We start from the raw sequence: 23,467 nt of genomic DNA, 5'->3' as shown, positions 1-23,467 counted from the left end.
CACAACGAAAACAAATGAGGATTTTCCGTGCGTACCTTTGATTTGATCCGCGATGCCGTCCTGCCCGAATTCCGCGACCGGGTGGCCGAATACCTCGTCGAATACGAAACCGTGCTGGGCCAGTCAGCGGACGATTCGGAGTCGGTGCGGGCCGTGGCCAATCAGTTGCGCGGCTATCTGCGCGGCCTCAACACCACGCGAGTGCTGGGCATGGCGGACTGGGAAGAACTCGACCGGCGCGTGCTGGACACCTGGCTCGCGCATACGCGATGACCCGCTAGACTCTTCAGGCTGCGCCCGCAGCGCCAGACCTGGAGGTGTCCTGTGAGCAATAACACCGAACCGACGACGTTTACCGGATGGGCCGCCACCTCGGCCGGCGCTCCGCTGGAGCGTTACAGTTACGATCCCGGCCCGCTCGGGGATGAAGAAGTCGAAGTCGCCGTGGAGTACTGCGGCGTCTGTCACTCCGACCAGTCGCTGATCGACAACGATTGGGGCATCAGCCAATACCCGTTCATTCCCGGCCACGAAGTGGTCGGCCGCATCGTGCGTGCAGGCCCGCAGGTTCGCGGACTGGAAGTCGGACAGCGGGTGGGCATCGGCTGGTACAAAGGCAGCTGCATGCATTGCTCGTCCTGCATCGGCGGCTCCCATCACCTATGCGCTACCGCCAAACCCACGATCATCGGCAGCCACGGCGGATTCGCCGATCGGTTGCGCACCCACTGGGCCTGGGCGCTGAAACTCCCGGACAATCTCGACCCCGCGCTGGCCGGCCCATTGTTCTGCGCCGGTTCCACGGTGTTCAACCCGCTGGTGGAGTTCGACATCAAGCCGACCGACCGGGTCGGCGTGGTGGGCATCGGCGGCCTCGGCCACCTGGCGCTGCGCTTTCTCAATGCGTGGGGCTGCGACGTCACGGCGTTCACCTCGTCACTGAGTAAACAGGACGAAGCCAAACGCCTGGGCGCGCACAAGGTCGTCGCTTCCACCGACAGCGATGCGCTGAAGGCGATTGCCGGCACGCTGGATTTCCTGCTGATCACCGCCAATGCCAACCTCGACTGGACGGCGATGCTTGCCACCTTGCGCGGCAAGGGACGGCTGCACTTCGTCGGCATCGTGCCGGACGCGATTCCGGTGCACGTGTTCAATCTCATCCCCCAGCAAAAGTCCCTGTCCGCCTCACCGGTAGGTTCGCCTGCCACGGCGGCGACCATGCTGGAGTTCTGCGCGCGGCATCAGATCCTGCCGCAGGTCGAGGAATTTCCGATGAGCAAGGTCAATGAGGCCGTCGAACATCTGCGCAGCGGCAAGGCGCGGTATCGGATTGTGTTGAACGCCAGCAAATGAATGAAAGGCGCATGAGTTAACCGCTCATGCGCCTTTTTCGTGCCCGGAGAAAACGCTGTTTCATGGTTTCTCGCTGATCTCCTTATTCCGTAAATCAAGCAGACGGCCATTTTTTAATCTTTTATCGCTATTACTGATGCCCCTTATGATGGCTCGCGCCTGCACAACTCATAAAAAGGGACGTTCCATGCAAAAAAGCCTGTTGGTGGCTGCACTGTTTCTGGCAATCAGCGGTTGTGCCACGCCTCCTCCCTCCGTACATACCAAAGATCCTGCCAGTTCAACCCTGCAAGGCGATGCCACGCGCCCGGCCCAGGCGCAGTGGGTGCGCACCGAGTTGTATTTCTCGGTAGGGTCGATCGATGGCAAGGAAGGTGTGGTGAGCCCCGCGCGCTGGCGCGAGTTTCTCGATCAGGAAGTGACGACACGTTTCCCGGACGGTTTCAGCGTGCTGGACGCCTACGGGCAGTGGAAGGACCATGACGCGAAAGTGCCTGAGCGACTGGCGACCAAGGTGATTGTGATCCTGCACGAAGGCAGCCCGAAACGTGAAAGCGACATCGAGGCGATTCGTCTGGCTTACAAGCGGATTACGGGGGATTTGTCGGTGTTGCGTTTGTCTCAGCCGGCCCAGGTTTCGTTCTAATCCGCCGTCTGCTGCAGAGCTTGCCGAGGTGTCGACACCAGGCGGCTCAACCCCGCCAGCACCAGCGCCCCCCCCAGCAACACCCCAATCCCCAAAAAAGCCCCCAACCCCACCACCGTCACGCTGGAATACAGCATGTACACGCATAAGCCGAAAAACAGCAGCGGCAACAGCGGATAAAGCGGCACTCTGACCGGCCGTGGCACCTCGGGAAATCGCCGCCGCAGAATGATCAACGCCAGGCTGCTCAAACTCAAAAATAACCAGTACACCGGCGTCAGATACTCAACCATCGTGTTGAAGCCACTCTGAGTAAAACTGCCGAACAACACCAGCAACAACGCTACCGCCCCCTCCGCCAGCAAGGCCTTGCGCGGCACGCCATCGCGTTCGTCCCATTCACCGAAGCGACGCAATTGCGGCACATCCCGGGCGGCGGCGTAGGTGGTGCGGGCGCCGACCAGCAGGGTCGAATTGATGGTGGCGATGGCTGCGATGCCGACCATCAGCAGGATCAGCATCACCCCCGGCGCACCGAAAGCGCGATTCAACAACTCCACGGCGGGCGCATTGCTCGCCGCCAGGCCTGCGAACCCCAGCCCTTGGACGAACGCCCAGTTCAGCGCCAGATAGATCGCCATCAACACTGTCAGCGCACCCAGCATGGCGATGAAAATTCCGCGTCGGCCATCGCGCACTTCCGCCGACAACGTCGCCGCATCGCTCCAGCCGCCGAAGGCCAGAAACACGAAGATCATCGCTGCGGAAAATCCTGCCGCTCCCGTGTGCTCAGGCGTGACCGGCGCACTTGGCGTAAGCGGCTCGACGCCTTGCCACACCAGCCAGACCCCGGCGCTGGCAATACTCAAGAAACCCACTGCAAGCAACCCGACCAGCACGGTCTGGGTGATGAAGCCGATGTGCTTGCCCGTCAGATTCAGCAACACCAATGCCGCAATGATCGCGCCGGCAAACAGCCCCGATCCGTACTGTCCCAGCGGAAAAACCGCATTGAAGTAGTCGGCAAACATGAACGCCGACAACGCGATCCAGCCGGTGTGCATCACCGAGAAGCGCGACCAGGCGAACAGGAAACCCATGCGCTCGCCGTAGGCGGTGCGCAGAAAATGATAGTCACCGCCCGGGTGCGGAAACGCGGTGGCCATCTCGGCGAAGCACAGGGCCCCGGCCATCGACGCCAATCCGCCGAGGACCCAGACCCAATAGAAATGTTCCGGCCCGACGTTCAAGGCAACGGTCGGCGCGGTTTTGAGAATATCGGTGGTGATGACCATTCCCAGGGTGATCAGCAACGCCTGGAGTACCGGCAAATGGCGTTGAGGGCCGTTGGTTTTACTCATGCGTGATCCTGCAGAGGGTCCGCCATCCATGGCGGCAAATCTCAGAAGCCGTAAGTGGCGCGGGCGTAGTAGTAAGCGCCGTTGGTGCCGATCGGCGACAGCACGTCATACGGCAGGTTGCCGCCGTAGTTGATGGCCGAGCCGGAGCGCTCCGGGTAGTTGTCGGTCAGGTTGTTGCCGCCCAGGGCGATGTTGAATTTCGGGGTGAATTTGTAGGTCACCTCGGCGTCCAGTTGCCACACCGCGCCATAGGTTTGTTCAGGCTGCGAGTCGCCGAAATCGAAGACCCGGGTGGTCTCGCCCTGTCGGGTCAGGCGCCCGAGCAAGCCCCAGTGTTCGCTGACCCAGTTGGCGGAAAACACAAAACGATCCTTGGGTGCCGCATCGGTCAGGGTGTTGGTTTCCTCGACGCCCACCAGCGCATCGTTGCCGATCCCCAGCGCAGTCAGCTGCGACGGCGTGCCCTTGGTGCTGGTGACCTTGGTGTGGTTGTAAGTGTACGCGGTGGTCAGCCCCAGTTGCCCTTCGTAGAACGGCTGATGGTAGTTGAGCACCAGTTCCACACCGTGGGTGCTGGTGTCGGCGGCGTTGGTGAAGAAGTTCACGTCGTGCACGCCCGGCACGCCGAAATTGTCATTGATGTAGCTTTCCAGTGCGTCGCTGCCGATGCGCTGGGACAGCGTGATGCGATCCTTGACGTCGATGCGGAACACATCGAGGGAGGCATCGAAGCGTTCGTTCAACTGAAAGGTCAGGCCGAGGCTGTAGTTGTTCGAGGTTTCCGGATCGAGCTTCTGCGCACCCAGTGCGCGGGCAATCGGATCGTTGACCGACAGCACACGGATATCGGTGAGCGTGCCGCCCTCGCCGAAGTTGCTGGTGGTGTTCTGAAATCCGCTCTGCGCCAGCGAAGGTGCGCGGAAGTTGTTCGACACCGCGCCCCGCACGGCCCACTGCTCGGTCAGCTTGTAGCGGCCACTGAGCTTGCCGGTGAGTTTGCTGCCGGCATCGTCGTAATGCTCCCAGCGGGTGGCGGCGTCGACGAAGAACCGGTCAGTGAGATCCCCGGACAATTCGGCGTAGGTGCCGAAGACGTTGCGATCCAGATCCGACTCTTCGCTCGGGCGCAAACCGTTGGCGCCATCAGCCCCGGAGCCTATGTAAGAAGCCTCGTCACCGGCGAATGTCAGGTAGTTTTCGTAGCGATATTCGCCACCCAGCGCCAGCACGAACGAGCGGCCGCCGAGGCGCAGTTCGCGGCTGAAATCGAGGTTGGCGGTGGTCTGGCGCAACTCGTAATCGCCGGTGTCAAAACGGGTCGGCGAGTCCGGACCGAGGCTGACGTTGAGGGTGCGGCGAGTGGCCGATTCGAAGCGGTTGCGGCCATGGGTCAGGCTGCTGTCGAAGTCCCAGTCCTCACCGATCAGGCCCTTGAAACCAGCGGTGGCGGAAATGTCGGTGTTGTCGCCGAGGGATTGCGGCAGGTAGCCGTTGGGATAGAACTGCGGCTGCTCCGACGGATAACGGTAGAACTCGGCGCCGGTGGTATGGCGCTGGTTGTAGGTGCCGAAGCTGTAGGCCTTGCCGCCGGCCAGCGGCAGTTCACCGTTGAACCACAGGTTCACGTCCCGCGCCAGGCCGTCGCCCATCACATAGTTGCGCTGGCCCGGCGTGTCGGCAAAACCATCGAAGCCGGCGCGGTTGGTCGGGTTGCGATTCTTGTACTCGGTGCCGCCACGAATGAACCCGCCCTCCTCGCCAAGTCGGGTGCCGATCTTGGCGGTGGTCACACTGTTCTGGCCGTCGGTGGTGGTACGGTCGATGGCGTCCTGATGGGTGTGATACGCGCCATAGCTGGTGGACACTTCGCCGCCCTCTGGAGCGTCGTCGAGGATGATGTTGATCACCCCGGCAATCGCATCGGAACCGTACTGCGCACCGGCGCCGTCACGCAGCACTTCGATGCGTTTGATGGCGCTGATCGGGATCGAGTTGAAGTCCACCGGCGCCGTGCCGCGACCGATTTTCGACGAATCGTTGACCACCGCCGAGGTGTGCCGGCGCTTGCCGTTGACCAGCACCAGCACCTGATCCGGGCTCATGCCGCGCAGTTGTGCGGCGCGTACATGGTCGGCACCGCCGGAGTTGGACTGGCGCGGCAGGCTGAACGACGGCAAAAGCGTCTGCAGCGCCGCGCCCAGTTCGCCGTCGGCGGCACCGGCAGACTTGAGGTCTTCGGCGGTCAGCACATCCACCGGCACCGGCGAATCCAGTACCGTGCGCGCAGTGCCCCGGGTGCCGGTGACCAGCACGGTGCCCAGCCGTGTGTCATCGTCAACGTGGGTGGAAGTGTCCTCGGCCTGCGCAGGAAGTTGCCAGATCGCACTGACAACAGCGACAGCCAGTAATGAACGGGAACGGTGAATCATGTGACAGCTCCTTTTATCGCAGCTAATACCCGTCCGCTGCCGACAAAAAAGGAGTCGTCAGTCAGTGCACGGCAAATGTCTGCTGTAGTTTTTGGGTGTTGGGATTTTCAGTTCGCCACAGGAATCCACGGCGCCCGCGCGACGTTGGCGGTATCACCGAAGGACGGCAGTTTCTGCCCCAGATCGCGGACGTTTTTCACATCCAGATCCAGCAACTGCTGACGGGTAATCAGGGTCGGCGGCACCAGCACCTTGTGCCCCGGATTCTCGCCGGCGATCAGCAGCGCCAGACTGCGCACGCTGATCGCCCCGGCCACTTGCGGATTGACCGCCGCCGTCGCCGCCCAGGCGCTGTCGGGTTCCTTCATGATTTGAATGTCGGCGGTAGAAATGTCGGCGCTGTAGATCTTCACCTTGCTGCTCAGACCCGCCTCGTCGACGGCGATCTTCGCGCCTTTGGCGAACTCGTCGAAGGGCGCGAAGATCACGCTGATCCCCGGATTGGCCCGCAGCACGGCGCTGGCCTGATCGGCCACGGAGTTGGCAATCGGCGGATTGAGGCTGCCGAACCGCGCCTTCTCGATAATCCCCGGATTGCTCTTTTTGACCTGGCTCCAGATCTCGTCGCGACGCTCCATCGGTGTGAAATCGCTGATGTAAACGTACCCGGCGTCGAAGCGGGTGCCGTTGTCCTTCACTGCCTGATCCAGCGCCAGACGCGCCAGCGCGTGGTGATCCTGCTCGACCTGGGTCACTTGCGGCGTGTTCAGATCGACGTCGAACGCGACGACCTTGATGCCTTTGGCAAGAGCCCGGTCAATCGGCCCCTTGAGGGTTTCGGCCAGACCCAGTTGCACGATGATCCCGTCAACGCCAAGGTCGGCCGCCTGATCGATCATCTCGCCCTGGCTGGCCGCCTGTTGCCGGGCATCAAACACCCGCAGGTTGGCGCCCAGTGCTTCGGTCTGTTTCTCGACGCCGCGCAGGTAGGCCTCAGGGAAATCCCCGGAGAACAGATAGCCCACCAGCGCAATCTGTACCTGACCTTTATCGAACGGTGCCGGTGCACCCGGCAAGGCTTTGGCCTGGGCATTCAGCGCCAGTGCCGAAAGCAAGGCGCCGGTGAGGCAATGACGTGCGAACTGCTTGATTGAACCGTGCATGGATCTTTCCTTGAAGCATCAATGAACCGGCTCAGCGCGCCCGATGCGCGAGGCCGAAGGTGAACATCAGGGCCAGCACCAGCACCAGTCCCTTGACGAAATCCTGTGCGTAATACGGTGCGTTGAGCATGGTCAGGCCGTTGAGCAACGACGCCACCAGCAACGCGCCGACCAGCGTGCCGAACGCGTTGGGTTTCTTCGCCCCGAGCACGGCAAAACCGATCAGCGCGGCGCCGAGTGCATCCAGCACCAGGCCGTTGCCGGAACTGACATCGCCGCGCCCCAACCGCGCCGCCAACAACACTCCGCCAAGCGAGGCCAGCAGCGACGACAGTACGTAAGCGAGCAACTTGAAGCGCTGCACCGGCGCACCGGCCAGGCGCGCCGCCTGCTCGTTGCCACCAATCGCGTAGAACAATCGGCCGATGCGCGTACGTTCGAGAAACAGCCACACTGCCAGCGCGACAACCGCAGTGATCAGCACCGGAACCGGCACCACGTCCCACAGCCGTCCACGTCCGAGGGCGAGAAACAGCGCACTGAACGAGCCTTCGGTTTCGTCGCCATTGGGCAGGGTCATGCCCACCGCAATCGAGCGCCCGCCCGTGGGAATCAGTTGCACGCCGATCACCAGGAACATGCTGCCCAGCGTCGCGAGAATGTCCGGCACACGCATCTTCACGATCAGCCAGCCGTTGAGCAGCCCGACCAACGCGCCGCCCGCCAGACTGATCAGCACCGCCGGCAGCGCGCCCCAACCGAGCACCACCATCACGTAACTGGCGATCATCAGGCTCATGGCCGCCACCGCACCAATGGACAAGTCCAGCCCGCCAACGGCCATGGTCAGCGTCACGCCCAATGCCAGCAGCGCGACAATCGACACCGACTGCAAGATGCTGAACAGGTTGCCGACCCGCAGAAACGCCGGCTCCGCGACACTGAAAAACACCACGATCAACGCCAGTACCCACAGCAGACCGTAGCGAATCAGCGCCTGCACGAAGCGCTCGGACGTTGCCGGGGCGGATGACAACAGGGAACTCGAATCAGGCACTCGCTCTACTCCTTGGCGCGGCTTGAACAAAAGAATTCTGCGGATTGGCACCGGCCAGCGCTGCGACCAGAACGGCGCGATCCAGATCGGCACGCGGGTACTCGGCGACCACCGCGTGATCACGTACCAGCAGAATCCGGTCGGCGATCTCCAGCGCTTCATCGACATCCGCACAGATCACCAGCGTGGCGCGGCCATCGGCGCTGTCGCGCAGCAGTTGGCCGATCTCGCGTCGGGCACGTACATCGACGCCCTGAAAAGGCTCGTCCAGGATCAGCACCCGGCCCTCGCCGAGCAGCCAGCGACCGAGCACGACTTTCTGCTGATTGCCGCCGGACAGCGCACTCATCGGCACATCGATGCCGGCGGTCTTGATCCCCAGCGCCGCAACCTGCGCTTCCACCGCTGCCGCTTCGGCGCGATTGCGGATAAAACCGCCACGGGTGAAGCGTTCGAGAAACGGCAAGGTCAGGGTGCGGCGCAATGAAAAATCCGGCACCAGCGATTGGCTGGCCCGGTCTTCGGCGGCGAAGAACACGCCGCTCTGGATCGCCTGACGCGGCGAGCCCGGCTGCCAGTCGGTGCCGTCCAGTTGCAATGACACGGACAAGGGTTTGCGCAGACCGAACAGTACCTCGGCGATCTCGCTTTTGCCGGCACCGAGCAGTCCGGTCAGCACTACGACTTCGCCTTCGTGCAGGGCCAGGTCAAACGCTTGCGTGCGTGGCAGCAGTTTCACTTCGCGCAGCTTCAGCACTTCGCGCCCTGTGGCTCGCGGCGTGTAGACGTGCGCCTCCAGCGCCTGGCCGAGCATGGCTTCCAGCGCTTGAGGCAGTTGCCGCGCACTGAATTCGCCGGCCAGTTGCCCGTCACGCAGGACGATGGCTCGATCCGCCACCCGTTGCAGATCCGACAAGCGATGAGAGATATAAACAATCGCCACGCCTCGGCTGCACAGCGTGTCGATCAGACCGAACAAGCGTTGTGCTTCGGCATCCGACAGCGCTGCTGTCGGTTCGTCGAGAATCAGCAACCGTGGCTGCAGAGCAAAGGCACGGGCCAGCACCACCAGTTGCCGTTCGGCCTGGCCGAGGTGTTCGATCGGTTGCTCCAGCGGCAACTCCAGCCCGAGCCCGGCGGCAATGCTCGCGGCACGTTCCAGCAGGCGTTTGCGGTTGAGCCAGAAGTCGCCGTCCGGGCGGCACAGTTCATCGAGCAGCAGGTTTTCCGCCACGCTCAATCCGGGTGCGATGCCCTCGTTGATCTGCTGATGAACCGCGACGATGCCGACCCGCCGAGCGGATAGCGGCGAGTTGAATTGCCGAGGCTGACCGTCCACTTGAATCTCGCCGCTGTCGGCGGACTGGCTACCGGCGAGGATCTTCACCAGCGTCGATTTTCCCGCACCATTGGCACCGAGCAGCGCCACCACTTCAGCGGGAAAAATCTCCAGACTGACCCGATCCAGCGCGCGGTTCGAGCCGAAGGCCTTGCTCAGTTCACGGACACGAATCAGCGGCTCAGAGGCCACGGCGACAGGCGCACTCATAAAATTCCTTAACGTCGATGAGCCAGCGAACGAACCAGCCGATCACCCAGGCTCTGCACACCCTGGACGAGGATGACCAGCACCACGACCGTGGCGACCATCACTTCATTATTGAACCGCTGATAACCGTAACGGATGGCCAGATCGCCCAGTCCCCCGCCACCGATCACTCCGGCCATGGAGGAAAAACCGATCAGCATCACCAGCGTCAGGGTCACGCCCGCCAACAGGGCCGGCAGCGCTTCGGGCAGCAGCACTTTGAAAATCACGTGGCGGATGTCACCGCCCATGGCCAGGATCGCTTCGATGCGGCCCTTTTCGACTTCGTCCAGGGCGTTCTCGACGATCCGCGCAAAAAACGGAAAGGCACCGATGGTGATCGGCACCACGGCGGCGGTGCTGCCCAACGTGGTGCCGACCACCAGACGGGTCAACGGGATCAGGGCAATCAGCATCACCACAAATGGCAGCGAGCGACCAAGGTTGATGATCGCGCCCAGTGCCTGATTGATCCGGGGCAACGGGTACAGACCCTGACGGCGGCTGATGAACAGCAACACCCCCAGCGGCAGGCCGATCAACAGCGTGAACAGCCCGGCGAGCAGCACCATGTACAGGGTTTCGCCGGTGGCGTTGAGCACCAGTTGCAGGATTTCATTCCAGTCGATCACGCGGTTCATGAGTGGGCCGCCCGTACGCCGTATTGCCGCAGAAAACTCAGGCCCGGTGCGTCGTGCCCCAGCGGCAATCCGCAACTGGGCCGCAGTGACGCGCCGAGTGAGGACTGTGGGTCGGCGCGCAGTCTGGCGACCGGCCCTGCCTCCACCAGCCTTCCGTTGGCCATGGAGGCGGCGTGATCGCAGATCGAGCGCACCACGTCCAGCTCATGAGTGATCAGCACGATGGTCAGTCCGAGCTGACGATTGATGTCGCGCAGCAGCTCCAGAATCGACGCGGTGGTTTCCGGATCGAGCGCGCTGGTGGCTTCGTCCGACAACAGATATGCCGGCCGCGCCGCCAGGGCCCGGGCGATCCCGACCCGCTGCTTTTGGCCGCCGGACAGTTGCGACGGAAAAGCTTCGGCCTTGTCGCTCAAGCCCACCAGATCCAGTAACTCCCGAACCCGTTCATGTCGCTGTGGTTTGGCGACTTTGGCGATTTCCAGCGGCACCGCGACGTTGTCGAACACATTGCGCGAATGCAGCAGATTGAAGCCCTGAAAGATCATGCCGATGCGCTGACGCTGGCGGCGCAGCTCACGGTCGGACAGCGCCGTGAGGTCTTCGCCGTCCAGCAGAATCCGCCCGGCGTCCGGGCGCTCGAGCAGATTGAGGCAGCGCAGCAGCGTCGATTTGCCCGCGCCGCTGCGCCCGAGAATCCCGTAGATCGCGCCATCGGGAATGCTCAGCGATACCTGATCCAGCGCCGGGATCGACGCGGCCGGATAGGTCTTGCTCAACCGCTCGACAACGATCATGGCTTGGCATCCGCCACAGCGATCACCGAGCCCTTGAAGCTTTCGGCGATGTACTTGGCCACTTGCGGCGAAGTCAGGTCCCTGGCCAGTTGCTGGATGCGCGGATCGTTTTCCAGTTTCGGCGTGGTCACCAGAATGTTGGCGTACGGGTTGTGTTCGGCCTTCTCCAGACCGAGCGCATCCCTGGCCGGCACCAGCCCGGCCTCCAGCGCGTAGTTGCCGTTGATTACCGCCAGATCCACGTCGTCCAGTGCGCGAGGCAGTTGCGGTGATTCGATTTCGAGGATCTTCAGGTGTTTCGGGTTTTCGGCAATGTCCTTGGGTGTCGCCTGATCGGCCGCCGGGTCATTGAAACCAGGCTTGAGTTTGATCAGGCCGTTGTCCTGCAACAGGTACAACGCGCGGCTCAGGTTGGTGACGTTGTTCGGCACCGCGACCGTGCCCTTGTCCGGCACCTGGGCGAAGGTTTTGTGGCGATGGGAATAGATGCCCAGCGGTTCGATGTGCACCGTGGCGGCCACTGCGAGTTTTTCGCCGAGGGCCTTTTCCTGGGATTGCAGGTACGGCAGATGCTGGAAGTAGTTAGCGTCCACATCGCCGTGTACCAGCAGCTCGTTGGAGTTCACGCCCTGGGGGATTTCGATCACCTTGAGGTTCAGTTGCGGATCAAGCTTCTGGATGTAGGCCAGAATCTGCGCGTGGGGCACCGGGTCGGCGGCAACCCGCAACGGCTCCAGCGCTTGAGCACTGAACGAAGTCACCAGCGCGCCGAGGACGGCCAGGGTCAAACCTGCTGTTTTCAACATGAGGAGCATCCTTTAGCGAGTGATGGATCAGGCTTCTGCGGTCTTGCGAAGCGGTGTGCTGGTATTCGACGCATCGGCGTAAAAGCGCTGCGCGACATCGGGATGGGAGCGCAGTCGGCCCTTGAGGTAATTCCAGCCGACATCACGAAACAGTGGATTGAGCGGATCGCTCGCCGGACCTCGCGCTTCGCGCAGCAACACCGCCGGCAGCGGGTACAGCGGCACCACCGCGTCGAGTTGTGCGCCAAGGAAAAACGCGATGGACAAACGCTCGCTGCCCGCCGGCGGCGACACCACGCGATGCACCGTGGCGCGCAGGTAACCGTTGGTGGCCAGCTCCAGCAGCTCGCCGATGTTGACCACCAGGGTGTTGTCCCGTGGCAGCGCATCGATCCAGCGCCCCTCTTCGATTTCCACTTGCAGGCCGGCGTGCCGGTCTTGCAGCAGGAAACTGAGGAAACCGGAATCCTTGTGCGCGCCGACGCCCTGATTACTCGCCGTCGAGGACTGTCCCGGATAGCGCATCAGCTTGATGTGTTCGTTGGGTTTGTCGCCGTACAAACGGTCGAAGGCGTTCTCCGGCAGCGCGAGTGCCTGGGCGAAAGCGCGCAGCAGGCGCAAAGACATTTGGGTCATTGCTTGCTGCCAATCGAGCAGCAACGGCTTGAGTTGCGGCAACGCCTGCGGCCATTGGTTTGGTCCTTGCAAACGCGTCCACAGCGGACTGTCGGCCGTCAGCGGCAAGACTTCACGCTCGGCACCCAGATCGAACTGTTCACGTTGATCCGGCTGGCCGCGAGTGATCTCCGAAGCGGCGCGGTTGTAACCGCGAAAATGCGGCGAATTGATCATCCCGACAGCGGTTTTCTCGCTGTCGGGCAAGGCGAAGAATTGCCGGGCGTGATCCTGAACTTGCTTGAGAAGACTGGCGTCGATGCCATGGCCGGTCAGGTAGAAAAAACCCACATCGCGGGCGGCGTGGCGCAGATCATCGAGAAAAGCCTGGCGCTGCTGCGGTGTACCGTCGAGCTGCGACAAGTCGAGGATGGGTAAAGCGGTGATATCTGAGGTGTGCGGCATGATTCACTCCCGTGTGAATCAAACCTGAAGAGCCTGTGATCGATTCAGCGTGTGCCGTCATGGCAATCGGGGGTCTGTCGGTTTGATGCTTTGATTCGTCTGTGAATCAAAACTAAACGATATATAAAACTCCGAACAAATATCTTTTTTGCATTAGCTTAGGCCTGTCTATCGGGGGCTCAACTGACCTGAAGACCGACTGCGGCAATCGACTTGCCGTTGCAGTCGGTCCTGAATCGGCTGACGGCTACAGACCGACGCGCTTCAACCCTTCACGCATGCCCTGATCCGCTTGCTCGCACCATTGTTTGAGCGTGAGGTTGGGCGGCAGGTTGCTTTCCAGGCTCTTGTATTCCCCATCCGTGAACACTTCGCCTTTACGGCCAGACTGTTCGTTCTTGTCGCCGTCACGCTTGTCGAAATCGCCTGGCATGTTGCCGACGAATGCGGCCATCTTGTTGGCGTTCTCGGTGCTGTCCGCTTTCAGGAATCCCTTGTCGACACAGCTTTTGATCAGGCCTGACATGTTGCGGCCGTTGTCGTAAATCCCTTTCAGGGTGGCGGCGTCTTGCCCTTCGGCGTGGGCGAGCGAGTGGGTGCCAAACGCGGCTGCCATGGCGAGAATCAAAGAAGCGGTCTTCATATTTATTCCTTTAAATGTTGGAGAGTTTTGAACTCTTGTTTGGGTGAAGCGGGTTTTGGTTGAAGCATGTTTTGTTCAAACAACGCGCTGAATAGGCCGAATCATGGAAATGGCAATCAATGTGCGGATATGGATTCAGCTGACCACGGCCCCTTTGGGTCCACTGGCGATCAACGCTGCACCGCAGGCGGTTTTCATGCCGTCGAGCGCGATCGGCACGCCATCGACGGTGTAGGTGCTGCTGCCCTCGGCAATCGGAAAAATCCCTTTGCACAACGGGCAGCTGACCTTGTGACCGACCCCGGCAATCGGCTTGCCGTTGAGATCGGTCCGGGAGAAAGCTTCGAGCACCTTGCCACCGTGGGTGGTGGAGTCGCCGAGGCGGATTGCGTCTTTCATGTTGTCTCTCCTTTGACCTGGTTACTCAGCCATCCACACGTCTTCGTACCCTTGGGTATCGATGATGAATTTTGCGCCTGTGGCTCAGGGTCATCAGCCTTCGAGCCACCAGTTCAACAGCGTCTCGTCATCATCGTCATCCAGGTTCTGATAGATGTTGGCGTAATACCATTGAATCCCGGTTCTATCGCGAAACCGGTCGAAAACCTCGTTGATCTTGTTCATCCCGTTGCTCGCTGGAACGGCCAACGAAAGATTGCCCTCAAACACGCCGTCCAGCGTTCCACCCAGTTCACGCCGCACATCGACTTCCAGCTCAGCGATATCCGCAGCAGGAATGGAATCGGCGTATATGTGAATGCAAAAGTTACCACCTCGTTCAAGCACCACCGCATGGGTGTTTTTGTTTTTGATCGATATGACGTCTCCGCGGGCCATATTCAGCGCCAGCCCGGGCGAGGACAGCAGTTCATAGGCTGTTGCGCCTACAACACGAGCCGGGAGTTCCTCGTGTACCGGACCATCAGAGCTATTACCTGCAAATACCTGAATATGAACAGGACTGGTTTTATCGACCAGGCGAAAATCCGGTTTTACATCTTTCATATTCGTCTAATCCCAGACCAGACAACCGTTTCCAAAGGGGTGAAATCAATACCCTTGAAATCGATTGCCGCATCTCTGAACACCTGAGAACAGATCAGGCTATCACTTCCTGACACCTGTCTTCTGTACTTGAAAAGGTCGAATTTCCAATCTTCAGCAAGCACTAATTTTTTGAACCGGATCGGCCTGCCCTTTTCCTCTACAAACGTAGAGGCCGGATCGCAGTATGTCCGTACATCCAACTCATCGAACAACACCGCATTGTAATGCTTTGAGGAAATGCTTTTTCCGCCCTCCGAAACCATGTCGATCCTGACGCTATCAACCATATTCACATTGAAGCTATTGCAGGCGGCTAAAAATTCGTCACTCACTACATGAAAAAATTTCGAAACGCTGCGAATATCGAATTCATAGTTTTCATCTTTGGAGATTAAAACCATGCCCTCCGGAAAGGGTGTACGCGGCCCGGGCTTCCCCCTTTCCGCGTACCAGGAAAAAAAACCAAATTCAACATCTCTTGTGCAGGAATAATATCTGTCGAAAAGATCAGCACGTAAGATCCCGACAGGACAGCTTTGCTCCTCTTTCTGTGAAAGCACATAAAAACTCATAAACCCTGTGCTCGCTGTCAGATAGGTCTCACGCCCGACCAGATCACATCCTTCAGAGGAGTGAAGTTTACCCCTTTGATACCTTCCGCGAGTTTCTTGAACTCACTTGAACAGATAAGCGTATTACTACCTGAAATCAGCCCCTTGAACTTGAACAGATTCCGATTAAAGCCTGCTGGCAATACAAGCTTTTTGAATCTGAAGATCAACCCATCCTCCTCTATAAAAGTCGATGCCGGGTCAGTTTGCGAGCGCGCATCCAGTTCCTCAAAAAGGACAGCATTGTAGTTCCTGGTTGAAATACTTTCTCCAGCTTTGGAAACCACCTTGATTGGCACCGAATCAGTAACAGCAACATCCATCTCGCTACAAACAGACATGAATTCGTCACTGACTATATAAAATCGGGCAATGCTACGTATATCAAAGTCATAGAACTTGTCTTTGGAAATAAGCACCATGCCTTCTGGATAAGGCGTATGTTTTTTGTAATGAATTTTCTCCGCGTACCACGAAAAAAAACCATGCTCAACGCCCTTGGTATCTGAATAGAATTTATCGTAAAGATCCGCCTGCAAGAATCCGACGGGGCAACCAGACTCTTCTTTTTGAGAAAGCACAAAGTATTCCATAATCCCTTCTCCTTGCTTATCTAAGTCTGCGCTGTGTTGTGCCAGGCACGGAAAGACTGGCTCTCAGTCTTGTCTGAATCGCGGATATCTGAGTTCGCGCCTGCGCTTCGTCAATCACACCAGCTTCATATTTGCTTCTGACGGTCGTTACCATGTTTTCAACCATCGGGCTGTAGACCTTACCATGCGACCCACAATGGTAAAAAACACGCTTGGTTTTCTTGGCCTGATCGGCACTGTCGGGCATCAACAATCCGTTTTCCTTTTTATCGCGTTCTCCACCCATCCCGATATCCGAGAAGAAGCTGGCCTGCCGTCCCCACACTTCCTCGGGAATCAGGTGATGGGCCTGCATCTTGTCATGGGTTTTTCCGCCCAGTGCCCGATTGAGTGCAGTGCTGCAAAGACCGTTCGGATCGACCCACTGGGTGGGGCTGACTGCATATTGATAGAAGTTGATACCACCCGCGTACCCGATCGGATCACGAGAAACGAAGCGACCGACGTCTGGATCGTAGTACCGGTGACGGTTGTAATGCAGTCCGGTCTCGTGGTCGTGATACTGACCCTGGAAGCGAATAGGGTTTTTCAACCCTTGCAGCAGCGCTGATGATGAACGCTGTTCAACCGCTCGCCCCCACACTTTGTAATGCGCGCTCCAAGCCACATTGCCTTGCTGATCGGTCATTTCCTGGGGTGTACCGAGGTGATCGCACTGATACCAGGCAATCGCATCAAACGGGTGCGGAACCGGAGCGTGATTCCACAATGGATCTTCGTCCGCAGCGTAAACGTCACCGTATTCAGGTTGAGGCACCAGACGAACAGGCTGCTGACTCAGCGCCTGTGCCACGGGATTGTAGGTGCCCGGTTCGTAAATGTAATGAACCGTGCGACCAGTATCGCCATCCAGTTGCGGGGGACTGCTCTCCCACGCCAGATTGTCACCATCCCAACCGAACATCGTGAAGCCACAGTCATGCTCACGCTGTTTGCGGGCATGTTCATTACGGTTCCACAGAGAACCTGCCTCTGGACGGTGCTTGTAGTGCGCCCGAGAGTTTTTGTACAAGCGGCGACCTAACGGGTCGTACGCATAATCCACCGACAGACGATCATCTTCGAAATGCACCAGGCGATCGAACAGGTCCCATCGCATTTCGCAGACACTGCCGTTACTCCAGCGCTTGATCTGATTGCCGCGTTCGTCGTACTCATAATGCGTGCCCGCGTACTCACGCAACACGTTATCCGGCAGCTTGCTTCGCGCCGGCTCTTGGTCCAGAGGCCGGCGGACTTCAAAGGCTCGTTCATCCAGGAGATTCCCGGCGGGATCGAACGCAAAGGTTTCGACCCCTAGACGCGTAGCGGCACTGATCAAACGACCGACAGGATCATAACGATAGGAAAGCGGGCCCCGACGACTGTCATTGATGTCCGTAAGCTGGCCAGCGGCATCGTATTGGTAGTCACGCTTGAGCAGCACGGACTTATCGGCACTGCGCTCCAGAACTTGCGCTTGCAAGCGCCCGGCCGGGTCCCATTTCTGCGTTTGCAGCAGATGGTTTCCCTGATGGCGAGCGACTTCACGGTGCAGGTCATCACGCTCGAATCCGGCCAGTTCATGGTCGTCCAGACGCAATCCCAGCAAGTGTCCGCTGCCGTAGGTAAGCCAACTGACTCGATGTCCATCAGGACGCAGGGTTGCAACGCGTTGATTGAGTGCATCGTACTCATGCTGCCATATGGCGACCATCGGGCTCTCGAGGCCCAGATAGTGTTGATGCTCACGCAGGATGTTGCCCGCCGGATCATGGAACCACTGCAAGCGGCTATCGGCGTTGCAAGCCATGATCAGTTTGCTGTTGCCGTCGTAATCGAAGGTTTCGCTTTGCTGCTGATCACCCAGAGTTGCTCTGCGCTCAATCAAACGATTCATTGAGTCAAAACGAATCTCAACGCAATGTTCACCGTTGTGGATTTTCGCGAGCCGCCCGGTTTCCGGCTCGTACGAATAACGGGTTGAACGCCCGTCAAAAGCTGTTTCTTCCAACAAACGACCGACCGGATCGTAGTTGAAGTGAGCGCGACGTTCGTTCTCGTTCTCCAGTGCAATAAGTCGACCGAGCTTGTCCCAGCGATAACGAACGGCATGCTCCAGCGCATCGACCCGCTCGGCGATCAGCCCCGCCGCGCTGTACTTCCACGTTGTGCAACGGTCCAGACCATCGACATGGGCCAGCAATCGGCCCTCGGCATCACGCTCGAAGCGCTCCTCGGTCTTGTCCGGGTGCATGATCAACGTCAACTGCCCGGCACTGTATCGGTATTCGGTACTGTGGCCGGCAGCGTCCGTGAAGCAAATCATCTGGCCGCGTTCGTTGTACTCCCAGGCACTGGTCTTGCCTGAACAATCGACGTACTCCACCAATTTTCCGGAAGCGTTGTAGGCCAGTTTCTTTTCATTGCCGTTGGCATCTTTGACAGAGGTTGGCATCCCGGCCGGGTTGTAAGCATATTCGGTCTTATTGCCCAGTGGATCGACGCTCTCGACAAGGTTGCCAGCCTCGTCATAGGCCCTTGTCCATTGCCCGCCCTCGGCATCGCTGATTTTGATCAGTTGGTCGAGATCGTCGTAGGCGAAGTGGACCACCGTGTCATCGGTGCGAATGTGTTCCAGAAGATTACTTCGGTCATCATAGCTGTAGCGATCCGAGCGCCCATCGGCACGGACGTGGCGGATCACGTTTTTTGCATTATCACGGAAGAACCAGTCAGAGCGATCGTCGGCGTGCCGAATACGGTAGGTGTAACCCAGACTGTCAAAGTAATGCCAGGTCTCATGACCGAGCGCATCCGTGACGTACACCAGTCGAATGTTTTCATCCCATTCCAGGCGGGTATCGAAACTACCGTCATCCGCCCACTCACGAACGGCCTTGGCGTCTGCACCATGACCCAGCCATTGCAGGTTCATGCCGCGCCCGGTGCGATCGGTATAACGGGTGATCAGGTGATGCTGGTACTGATAACGCCATGCAGCACCGTTTTCATCTTGTGCCTGAACCAGATCGCCCGCCGAATCGTAAACATAGGAACAAAGCTGACGCAGAGGCTCACCGTCACGGATTTCCCAGAGTCCGGTCAAGCGCCCTTGTCCATCAATCATCGTGCCGAGGTGCAGATGCACCTTGCCCGGATCCCCCTCGTACGTAATCAGGTCGGACAGTACTGTCCGGTCACCGTAACGATGCTCGTAATGCAGCATGATGCCGGCGCCGCTGCGCAACTCCACACCAACTAATAGAAACTGCTGGCCACGACGGACATAGGTTTCCTTGCGTTCGAAACCACGGCAGAGCAACAGCTTGTCGTCACTGACGCGGACAACTGTGAGGTTTTCGATCGCGTCGTAATGGAACAGATCGACCTTAGGCAATGGATAGTCGTGGCTGCGGCCATCCGCATCGTAGAACTGCAAGGCACCGTCAACGAGGTCGAATCGTGTGGTGAACGAAGTGATCCATCGTGCACCCAAATCGCCTTGGTCATAGGCATCCAGATCCGAGCTGTAGATACGCGTCCACTCGATCGGGAACGGGCCGGTCAGATTGAAATCCGTGTGAGCAATACTTTCGGAGCCCACTGCAAAGCTGATGCTGTCGCAAGTACCCGGGCAGGTACCGTTTTTTTCGGCATTGGGTTTCTTCTTCGCCGGTACTTCCGTTTTCCTGACTTCGGTTCTGCCCTCGCCTGCCCTGTGCTTGGCCTGGCTTGTTCCGCCGACTTTCACGTGACCGGCGACACCACGCCTGTTACGCAGATTCCAGGCCTCGACAGCCTTTGTCAGTACGATCAGCAGCGCACCAATAGAAAACGGCATGTTCGGATTGCTGAGTTTTTTCAGTTGAGCCTTTAGCTCCGGCCCCATGGCAACCAGTATTTTGGTCTGATCGTGAACGAGCTTCTTGGCTTCCCGAGGCAACAGATGTTTTGCAGCGCTATTGACTACGCCCTTTCCTGCGGCCTTATAGACATCGAAGGCTGCGTCAAAAATATTGCTGATGGCCTTGCCGGGATCGTGCAGGAGTTGCCCTCCGACACCGTCCATTTTTTTCCCTGCTCGCTTGAGGTCAGCGCCAGCATCAAGATCAGCATCGACAACAGCGTTCAATCCCGTGGCAATCTGCTTGAGGAACTCTTCACCCTTTTGCCCGGCTTTATCCAGCAGATCAGGCAATGCGGATTGGGCGGTCTTAACGAAGTGATCAATCTCGCCGACAATCGTTGCGTTCAAGTGACCGGCAATCACATTGATCAATGCATCGCCCAATAGAGCCTTGCCAGCCACCTTCATTTCCTGCCGGACCAGATAAAGCGTCGGTCGAAGGCTCATGCGTGCCGCAGCCATGTTCGCAGGCACTGGTATTACACCGATAAGGTCGATGCCCAGACTGACCCAATCCAGCGGATCACGCTTTTCACTACGGGATAAAACAGCGATGTCATTCAAGACATCGACCAGTGCCATGATATTGCCGACTACCGGCAGGGCTCCGGCGACATACTTGATTCGCTCGAGGGTGACGTAACCGCCACTGACCTCCTGCAGCCATGCTTCGAACTTGGCAGCATCGCGTCCGACATCCGCTACTTGAATCTGATTGAGCGGCACGACAGCAACTTGAGACTCTCGGCTTTGTGTTGCGCTTGCGGTAGTCATGACAGCATCTCACTTGCAATCAGCCCAGGGGTTTCAAGTGAGGATTTCGGCAACACCGGCGCCGGCAGACTCGGCAACTTGCCACTCTTGCTCGCCGCCCCGAGAATCCCCGACGCACTCGGCATCGCCGCACTCGCCAGTTTCGGCAGCCCAGCCACCCCGCCCTGCATCACGCCTTTCACCTGCTGCGCCGTTTGCATCGCACCCATCCCTGTCTGTGCCAATTCCTTGCCCTTCTCCAACATGTCCCAGTTCTTGCTCGGCAGCGCCTGCGCCACCATCGCCTGCACCTGACTCGGCACATCTTCGGCACCCGGCGGACTCAACGGCCATTCCGGCTTGCCGATGTAGCTGCCTTCACTCCAGGTGTCTGCCGGATCCTTGCCGAACAACACCCGCGCCGGCCCCGGTGCAGCACCGGAAACACTGGCAAAACCCTTGCCGTCGAGCTTGCCCTTGATGCTTTTGCCCAGCGCATCGATGACTTCGTAATCACCGTCCTTGATGCCCTGGCGCCCGGCGTACTGGTTGAACAATTCGAGGTTGCCCTTGCCCGGTTTCGGCGGTTCCGGGAACACGCCGGCCAGGGATTTCGCCCCGGTGTAGGCGAAGTTCGCCGCATGCGCGGTGTACGGGCCGCTGGTGGCGTGGGTGATGCCGCCGGCGTTGTAGGTCGTGGCGCTGCCGCCGCCCTGGATCACCAGTTCGGTCTTGGCGGTGATGGTGATGCGGTCGGCGTTGGCGGTGATGTTGAGTTTGGCCAGCAGGTTGATGCTGTCCTTGAGCGCCTTGACGTCGATGTCGCCGGAGGCTGCCACCAGTCGCCAGCCCATGCTCTGCACGAACAGGCGCATGCCGCGACTGGCGCTCGCGAGCAGGCGTTTGCCGATGGAGAAACTGGTGTGCCCGGTGCTGCTCAGCGCCAGGTGTTCGCCGGTGGCAATGTGGCTGGAGCGCGGTGTGGTCAGGGCGATGCCGGCCGGGCTCGCCAACACCAGATGCGGTTCGGTGAATTCGGGGAACTCGTTGGCGGTGAGGTTCGCCGGACCGCTGCCGAGTACGCCTTGATGCTGCGCGTGCAGGGCTTTGGCCACGTCGTCCTGATCACCCGCCTCTTGAGCCTGAAGCTCTTTGGCCTGCGTGGCGAAACCGTCCTGTTGATCGCTGGCCGTGGCCAGGCGTTCGGCGGTTTCCGGCAGGTCCTTGTGGTGTTTCGATTCGTTGGGGCGCGGCTCGGTGGTGATCAGCAGACCGGCACCGGCACGCACGGCGCCATGGCGGTCGGTTCTTAACTCAAAACCTTCACCGCGCGGCTGCCCACCTGAAGGACGTGGATGAGTCAGGTAACCGAGGTTGATCGCGCTCGCACCGTGATCACTGCGCAGCGCGATGCTGATCTCGCTAGTGGTGTCGTCGATGCGCAGTTCGTTGGCGCGGCTGCCCTTGTATTCCTTGCTCTTGACCGTGGCCAGGGTCTTGAAGTCCGGCAGTTTGTACGGCGGCAGGTTGGCGCCGTGGTACAGGCAACCGGTGATCAGCGGCTGGTCGGGATCGCCTTCGAGGAAGGTGATCAGCACTTCCATGCCGACCCGCGGAATGTTGATTGAGCCAAAGGTTTCAGCGGCCCAACTGGAGGCCACGCGCATCCAGCAGGTGGTCTTGTCGTCGTGCTGGCCTTCGCGGTCCCAGAAGAATTGCACCTTCACCCGGCCGTACTGGTCGCAGAAGATCTCTTCGCCTTCCGGGCCGGTGACCACGGCGCTTTGCGAACCAAGAACCTTGGGTTTCGGGTGATCCAGCGGCGGACGGTACGGCACGTCCCACGGGATCGCGCTGAAACGGTTGCGATAGCCCTGATGGAAATCGTCCTTGTCGTCGGTGGTGTCGCTGGTGACCGACTCTTCCAGCACTTGCGGCTGCTTGCCTTCGTGAAAGATTTCCGTGAGCAGCCACAGGTCGTTCCACGTCGGGTTGGCGTGGTCGGTCAGGGCCAGAAAATGCCCGGTGACCAGAATCGGCTGGTCGCTGTTGCCCTCGGCCAGGCGATAGTCGCTGCGGTGGCGTTCGAGGTTGCGGTTGGCCAAGTGCTTGCCGCGCTCGCGGTCCACGAAACGGCCCGGGTAATCGTAGTCTTCCAGGTCCGGCTGGGCGCTACTTTTGGCGTCGCTTTCCAGCTCGATCTTCGGTTTGACGAAGTCGTAATCGCGCCGCGTGGTGCGGCTGGTACGCGTGGCCAGGCGCAGGCCGAAACGCTTGACCACCGGTTTGTCCGCCACCAGCCCGGAGTCCTGCTGATAGGCCACCGGCGCGAGTTTCGGGAACACCGTCTGGTCATCGCCGAAGGTCAGTTTGTGGCCGCTGGACGTATGCTGGAAGTGGTAGTGAATCCCCTCCTCTTCGCACAGACGCTGGACGAAATGCAGGTCTGATTCGTCGTACTGCGTGCAGTAGATGCGCTCGGGATAAACCGCGCTCAGCTGGAAGTGGTAATCGCTGGCGAGAATGCCGTGCTCTTCCAGCACCTGGCTGATGATCTGCTGCACGGTCATCTGCTGGAAGATGCGCTGGTTGAAGCGGTGTGCGAGGTAGGAAAGTTGCGGACGCAGGGAAATCTTGTAGCGGGTCAGACGCTTGCCCGCCTCGCCCTGGGCGATGCTGTAGATCAGCCCGTGAATGCCGCTTCCGCTCGGCGACAGCTGAAGAAACGCCAGTTTGTGCAGCAGGCTTTCGAGGTTGATCGAGGCCTTTTCGCTGACCAGCTCCAGCTCGAATTCGAAGGGGGTGTTGAGGGCCTCCCGACCGGTGAACGACAGCACCTGAAAATCGCTGTCCGCGCCATCGATGGTCAGATTGAAATGAGCCTGGTTGGCCGGTGAGAACATTCCCTTGCCCCTCGCGCAGTGCTGCAACACACGCCAGATCGGTA

The 23,467-nt window shown here is 59.5% G+C and carries 19 protein-coding genes; 3 read left to right on the top strand and 16 right to left on the bottom strand.

The features are described 5' to 3' along the window. Nucleotides 1-27 precede the first annotated feature (27 nt). The 3 genes from DLD99_RS12515 (at nt 28) to DLD99_RS12505 (ending at nt 2,002) form a co-directional block, all read left to right on the top strand. Nucleotides 28-273, top strand: coding sequence for a hypothetical protein (locus DLD99_RS12515; RefSeq protein WP_114882441.1), 246 nt, complete (start codon nt 28-30; stop codon nt 271-273). Nucleotides 274-324: 51 nt separating this feature from the next. Next, nucleotides 325-1,356, top strand: coding sequence for an NADPH-dependent aldehyde reductase Ahr (gene ahr, locus DLD99_RS12510; protein ID WP_114882440.1), 1,032 nt, complete (start codon nt 325-327; stop codon nt 1,354-1,356). 187 nt (nt 1,357-1,543) lie between these two features. After that, a complete protein-coding gene (locus DLD99_RS12505) occupies nt 1,544-2,002 on the top strand; it encodes a DUF3574 domain-containing protein (protein ID WP_114882439.1) in 459 nt (152 codons plus the stop codon). On the opposite strand, the gene DLD99_RS12500 is transcribed toward DLD99_RS12505, so the two are convergent. The 16 genes from DLD99_RS12500 to DLD99_RS12425 form a co-directional block, all read right to left on the bottom strand. Beyond that, nucleotides 1,999-3,363, bottom strand: coding sequence for an APC family permease (locus tag DLD99_RS12500; protein WP_114882438.1), 1,365 nt, complete (start codon nt 3,361-3,363; stop codon nt 1,999-2,001). The two genes, DLD99_RS12505 and DLD99_RS12500, sit on opposite strands and share 4 nt — an antisense overlap. Nucleotides 3,364-3,404: 41 nt before the next feature. Next, nucleotides 3,405-5,792: a TonB-dependent receptor plug domain-containing protein gene (locus tag DLD99_RS12495; protein ID WP_114882437.1), complete on the bottom strand. Its 2,388-nt coding sequence runs from the start codon at nt 5,790-5,792 to the stop codon at nt 3,405-3,407. Nucleotides 5,793-5,899: 107 nt separating this feature from the next. After that, nucleotides 5,900-6,955 carry a substrate-binding domain-containing protein gene (locus DLD99_RS12490; protein ID WP_114882436.1) on the bottom strand — a complete coding sequence of 352 codons (1,056 nt, stop codon included), beginning with the start codon at nt 6,953-6,955 and terminating at the stop codon, nt 5,900-5,902. 31 nt (nt 6,956-6,986) lie between these two features. Beyond that, complete coding sequence (locus DLD99_RS12485; RefSeq protein WP_114882435.1) at nt 6,987-8,012, bottom strand: ABC transporter permease; 1,026 nt, start codon at nt 8,010-8,012, stop codon at nt 6,987-6,989. Continuing rightward, nucleotides 8,005-9,561 (bottom strand): sugar ABC transporter ATP-binding protein, encoded by a 1,557-nt coding sequence (locus DLD99_RS12480; RefSeq protein WP_114882434.1) that lies wholly within the window; start codon nt 9,559-9,561, stop codon nt 8,005-8,007. Before DLD99_RS12480 ends, DLD99_RS12485 begins: the two co-directional genes overlap by 8 nt. Nucleotides 9,562-9,569: 8 nt before the next feature. Beyond that, on the bottom strand, nt 9,570-10,241 hold the full coding sequence (locus DLD99_RS12475; protein WP_085733994.1) for a methionine ABC transporter permease: 672 nt from the start codon (nt 10,239-10,241) through the stop codon (nt 9,570-9,572). Then, nucleotides 10,238-11,038 (bottom strand): methionine ABC transporter ATP-binding protein, encoded by an 801-nt coding sequence (locus DLD99_RS12470; protein ID WP_114882433.1) that lies wholly within the window; start codon nt 11,036-11,038, stop codon nt 10,238-10,240. Before DLD99_RS12470 ends, DLD99_RS12475 begins: the two co-directional genes overlap by 4 nt. Continuing rightward, nucleotides 11,035-11,844, bottom strand: a complete 810-nt coding sequence (locus DLD99_RS12465; protein WP_114882432.1) for a MetQ/NlpA family ABC transporter substrate-binding protein — start codon at nt 11,842-11,844, stop codon at nt 11,035-11,037. Before DLD99_RS12465 ends, DLD99_RS12470 begins: the two co-directional genes overlap by 4 nt. A 27-nt stretch (nt 11,845-11,871) precedes the next feature. Next, nucleotides 11,872-12,924 carry an isopenicillin N synthase family dioxygenase gene (locus DLD99_RS12460; RefSeq protein WP_114882431.1) on the bottom strand — a complete coding sequence of 351 codons (1,053 nt, stop codon included), beginning with the start codon at nt 12,922-12,924 and terminating at the stop codon, nt 11,872-11,874. A 247-nt stretch (nt 12,925-13,171) separates the two neighbouring features. Then, nucleotides 13,172-13,567, bottom strand: a complete 396-nt coding sequence (locus DLD99_RS12455; RefSeq protein WP_114882430.1) for a hypothetical protein — start codon at nt 13,565-13,567, stop codon at nt 13,172-13,174. A 135-nt stretch (nt 13,568-13,702) separates the two neighbouring features. Continuing rightward, nucleotides 13,703-13,966, bottom strand: coding sequence for a PAAR domain-containing protein (locus DLD99_RS12450; protein WP_096821618.1), 264 nt, complete (start codon nt 13,964-13,966; stop codon nt 13,703-13,705). A 93-nt stretch (nt 13,967-14,059) separates the two neighbouring features. After that, a complete protein-coding gene (locus DLD99_RS12445) occupies nt 14,060-14,545 on the bottom strand; it encodes a DUF4265 domain-containing protein (protein ID WP_208647529.1) in 486 nt (161 codons plus the stop codon). 23 nt (nt 14,546-14,568) lie between these two features. Continuing rightward, entirely contained in the window at nt 14,569-15,186 is a 618-nt protein-coding gene (locus DLD99_RS12440) for an Imm43 family immunity protein (protein ID WP_162803475.1), read from the bottom strand. 17 nt (nt 15,187-15,203) lie between these two features. Continuing rightward, nucleotides 15,204-15,818 (bottom strand): Imm43 family immunity protein, encoded by a 615-nt coding sequence (locus tag DLD99_RS12435; protein ID WP_114882427.1) that lies wholly within the window; start codon nt 15,816-15,818, stop codon nt 15,204-15,206. Between the two features lie 16 nt (nt 15,819-15,834). Continuing rightward, nucleotides 15,835-20,541 carry an RHS repeat-associated core domain-containing protein gene (locus DLD99_RS12430; RefSeq protein ID WP_114882426.1) on the bottom strand — a complete coding sequence of 1,569 codons (4,707 nt, stop codon included), beginning with the start codon at nt 20,539-20,541 and terminating at the stop codon, nt 15,835-15,837. Beyond that, nucleotides 20,538-23,423: a type VI secretion system Vgr family protein gene (locus DLD99_RS12425; protein WP_114882425.1), complete on the bottom strand. Its 2,886-nt coding sequence runs from the start codon at nt 23,421-23,423 to the stop codon at nt 20,538-20,540. Before DLD99_RS12425 ends, DLD99_RS12430 begins: the two co-directional genes overlap by 4 nt. Between the last annotated feature and the right edge of the window lie 44 nt (nt 23,424-23,467).

The sequence above is a fragment of the Pseudomonas kribbensis genome, from assembly GCF_003352185.1.
GTDB lineage: Bacteria > Pseudomonadota > Gammaproteobacteria > Pseudomonadales > Pseudomonadaceae > Aquipseudomonas > Aquipseudomonas kribbensis.
This window is presented reverse-complemented; position numbering and strand designations above follow the sequence as displayed.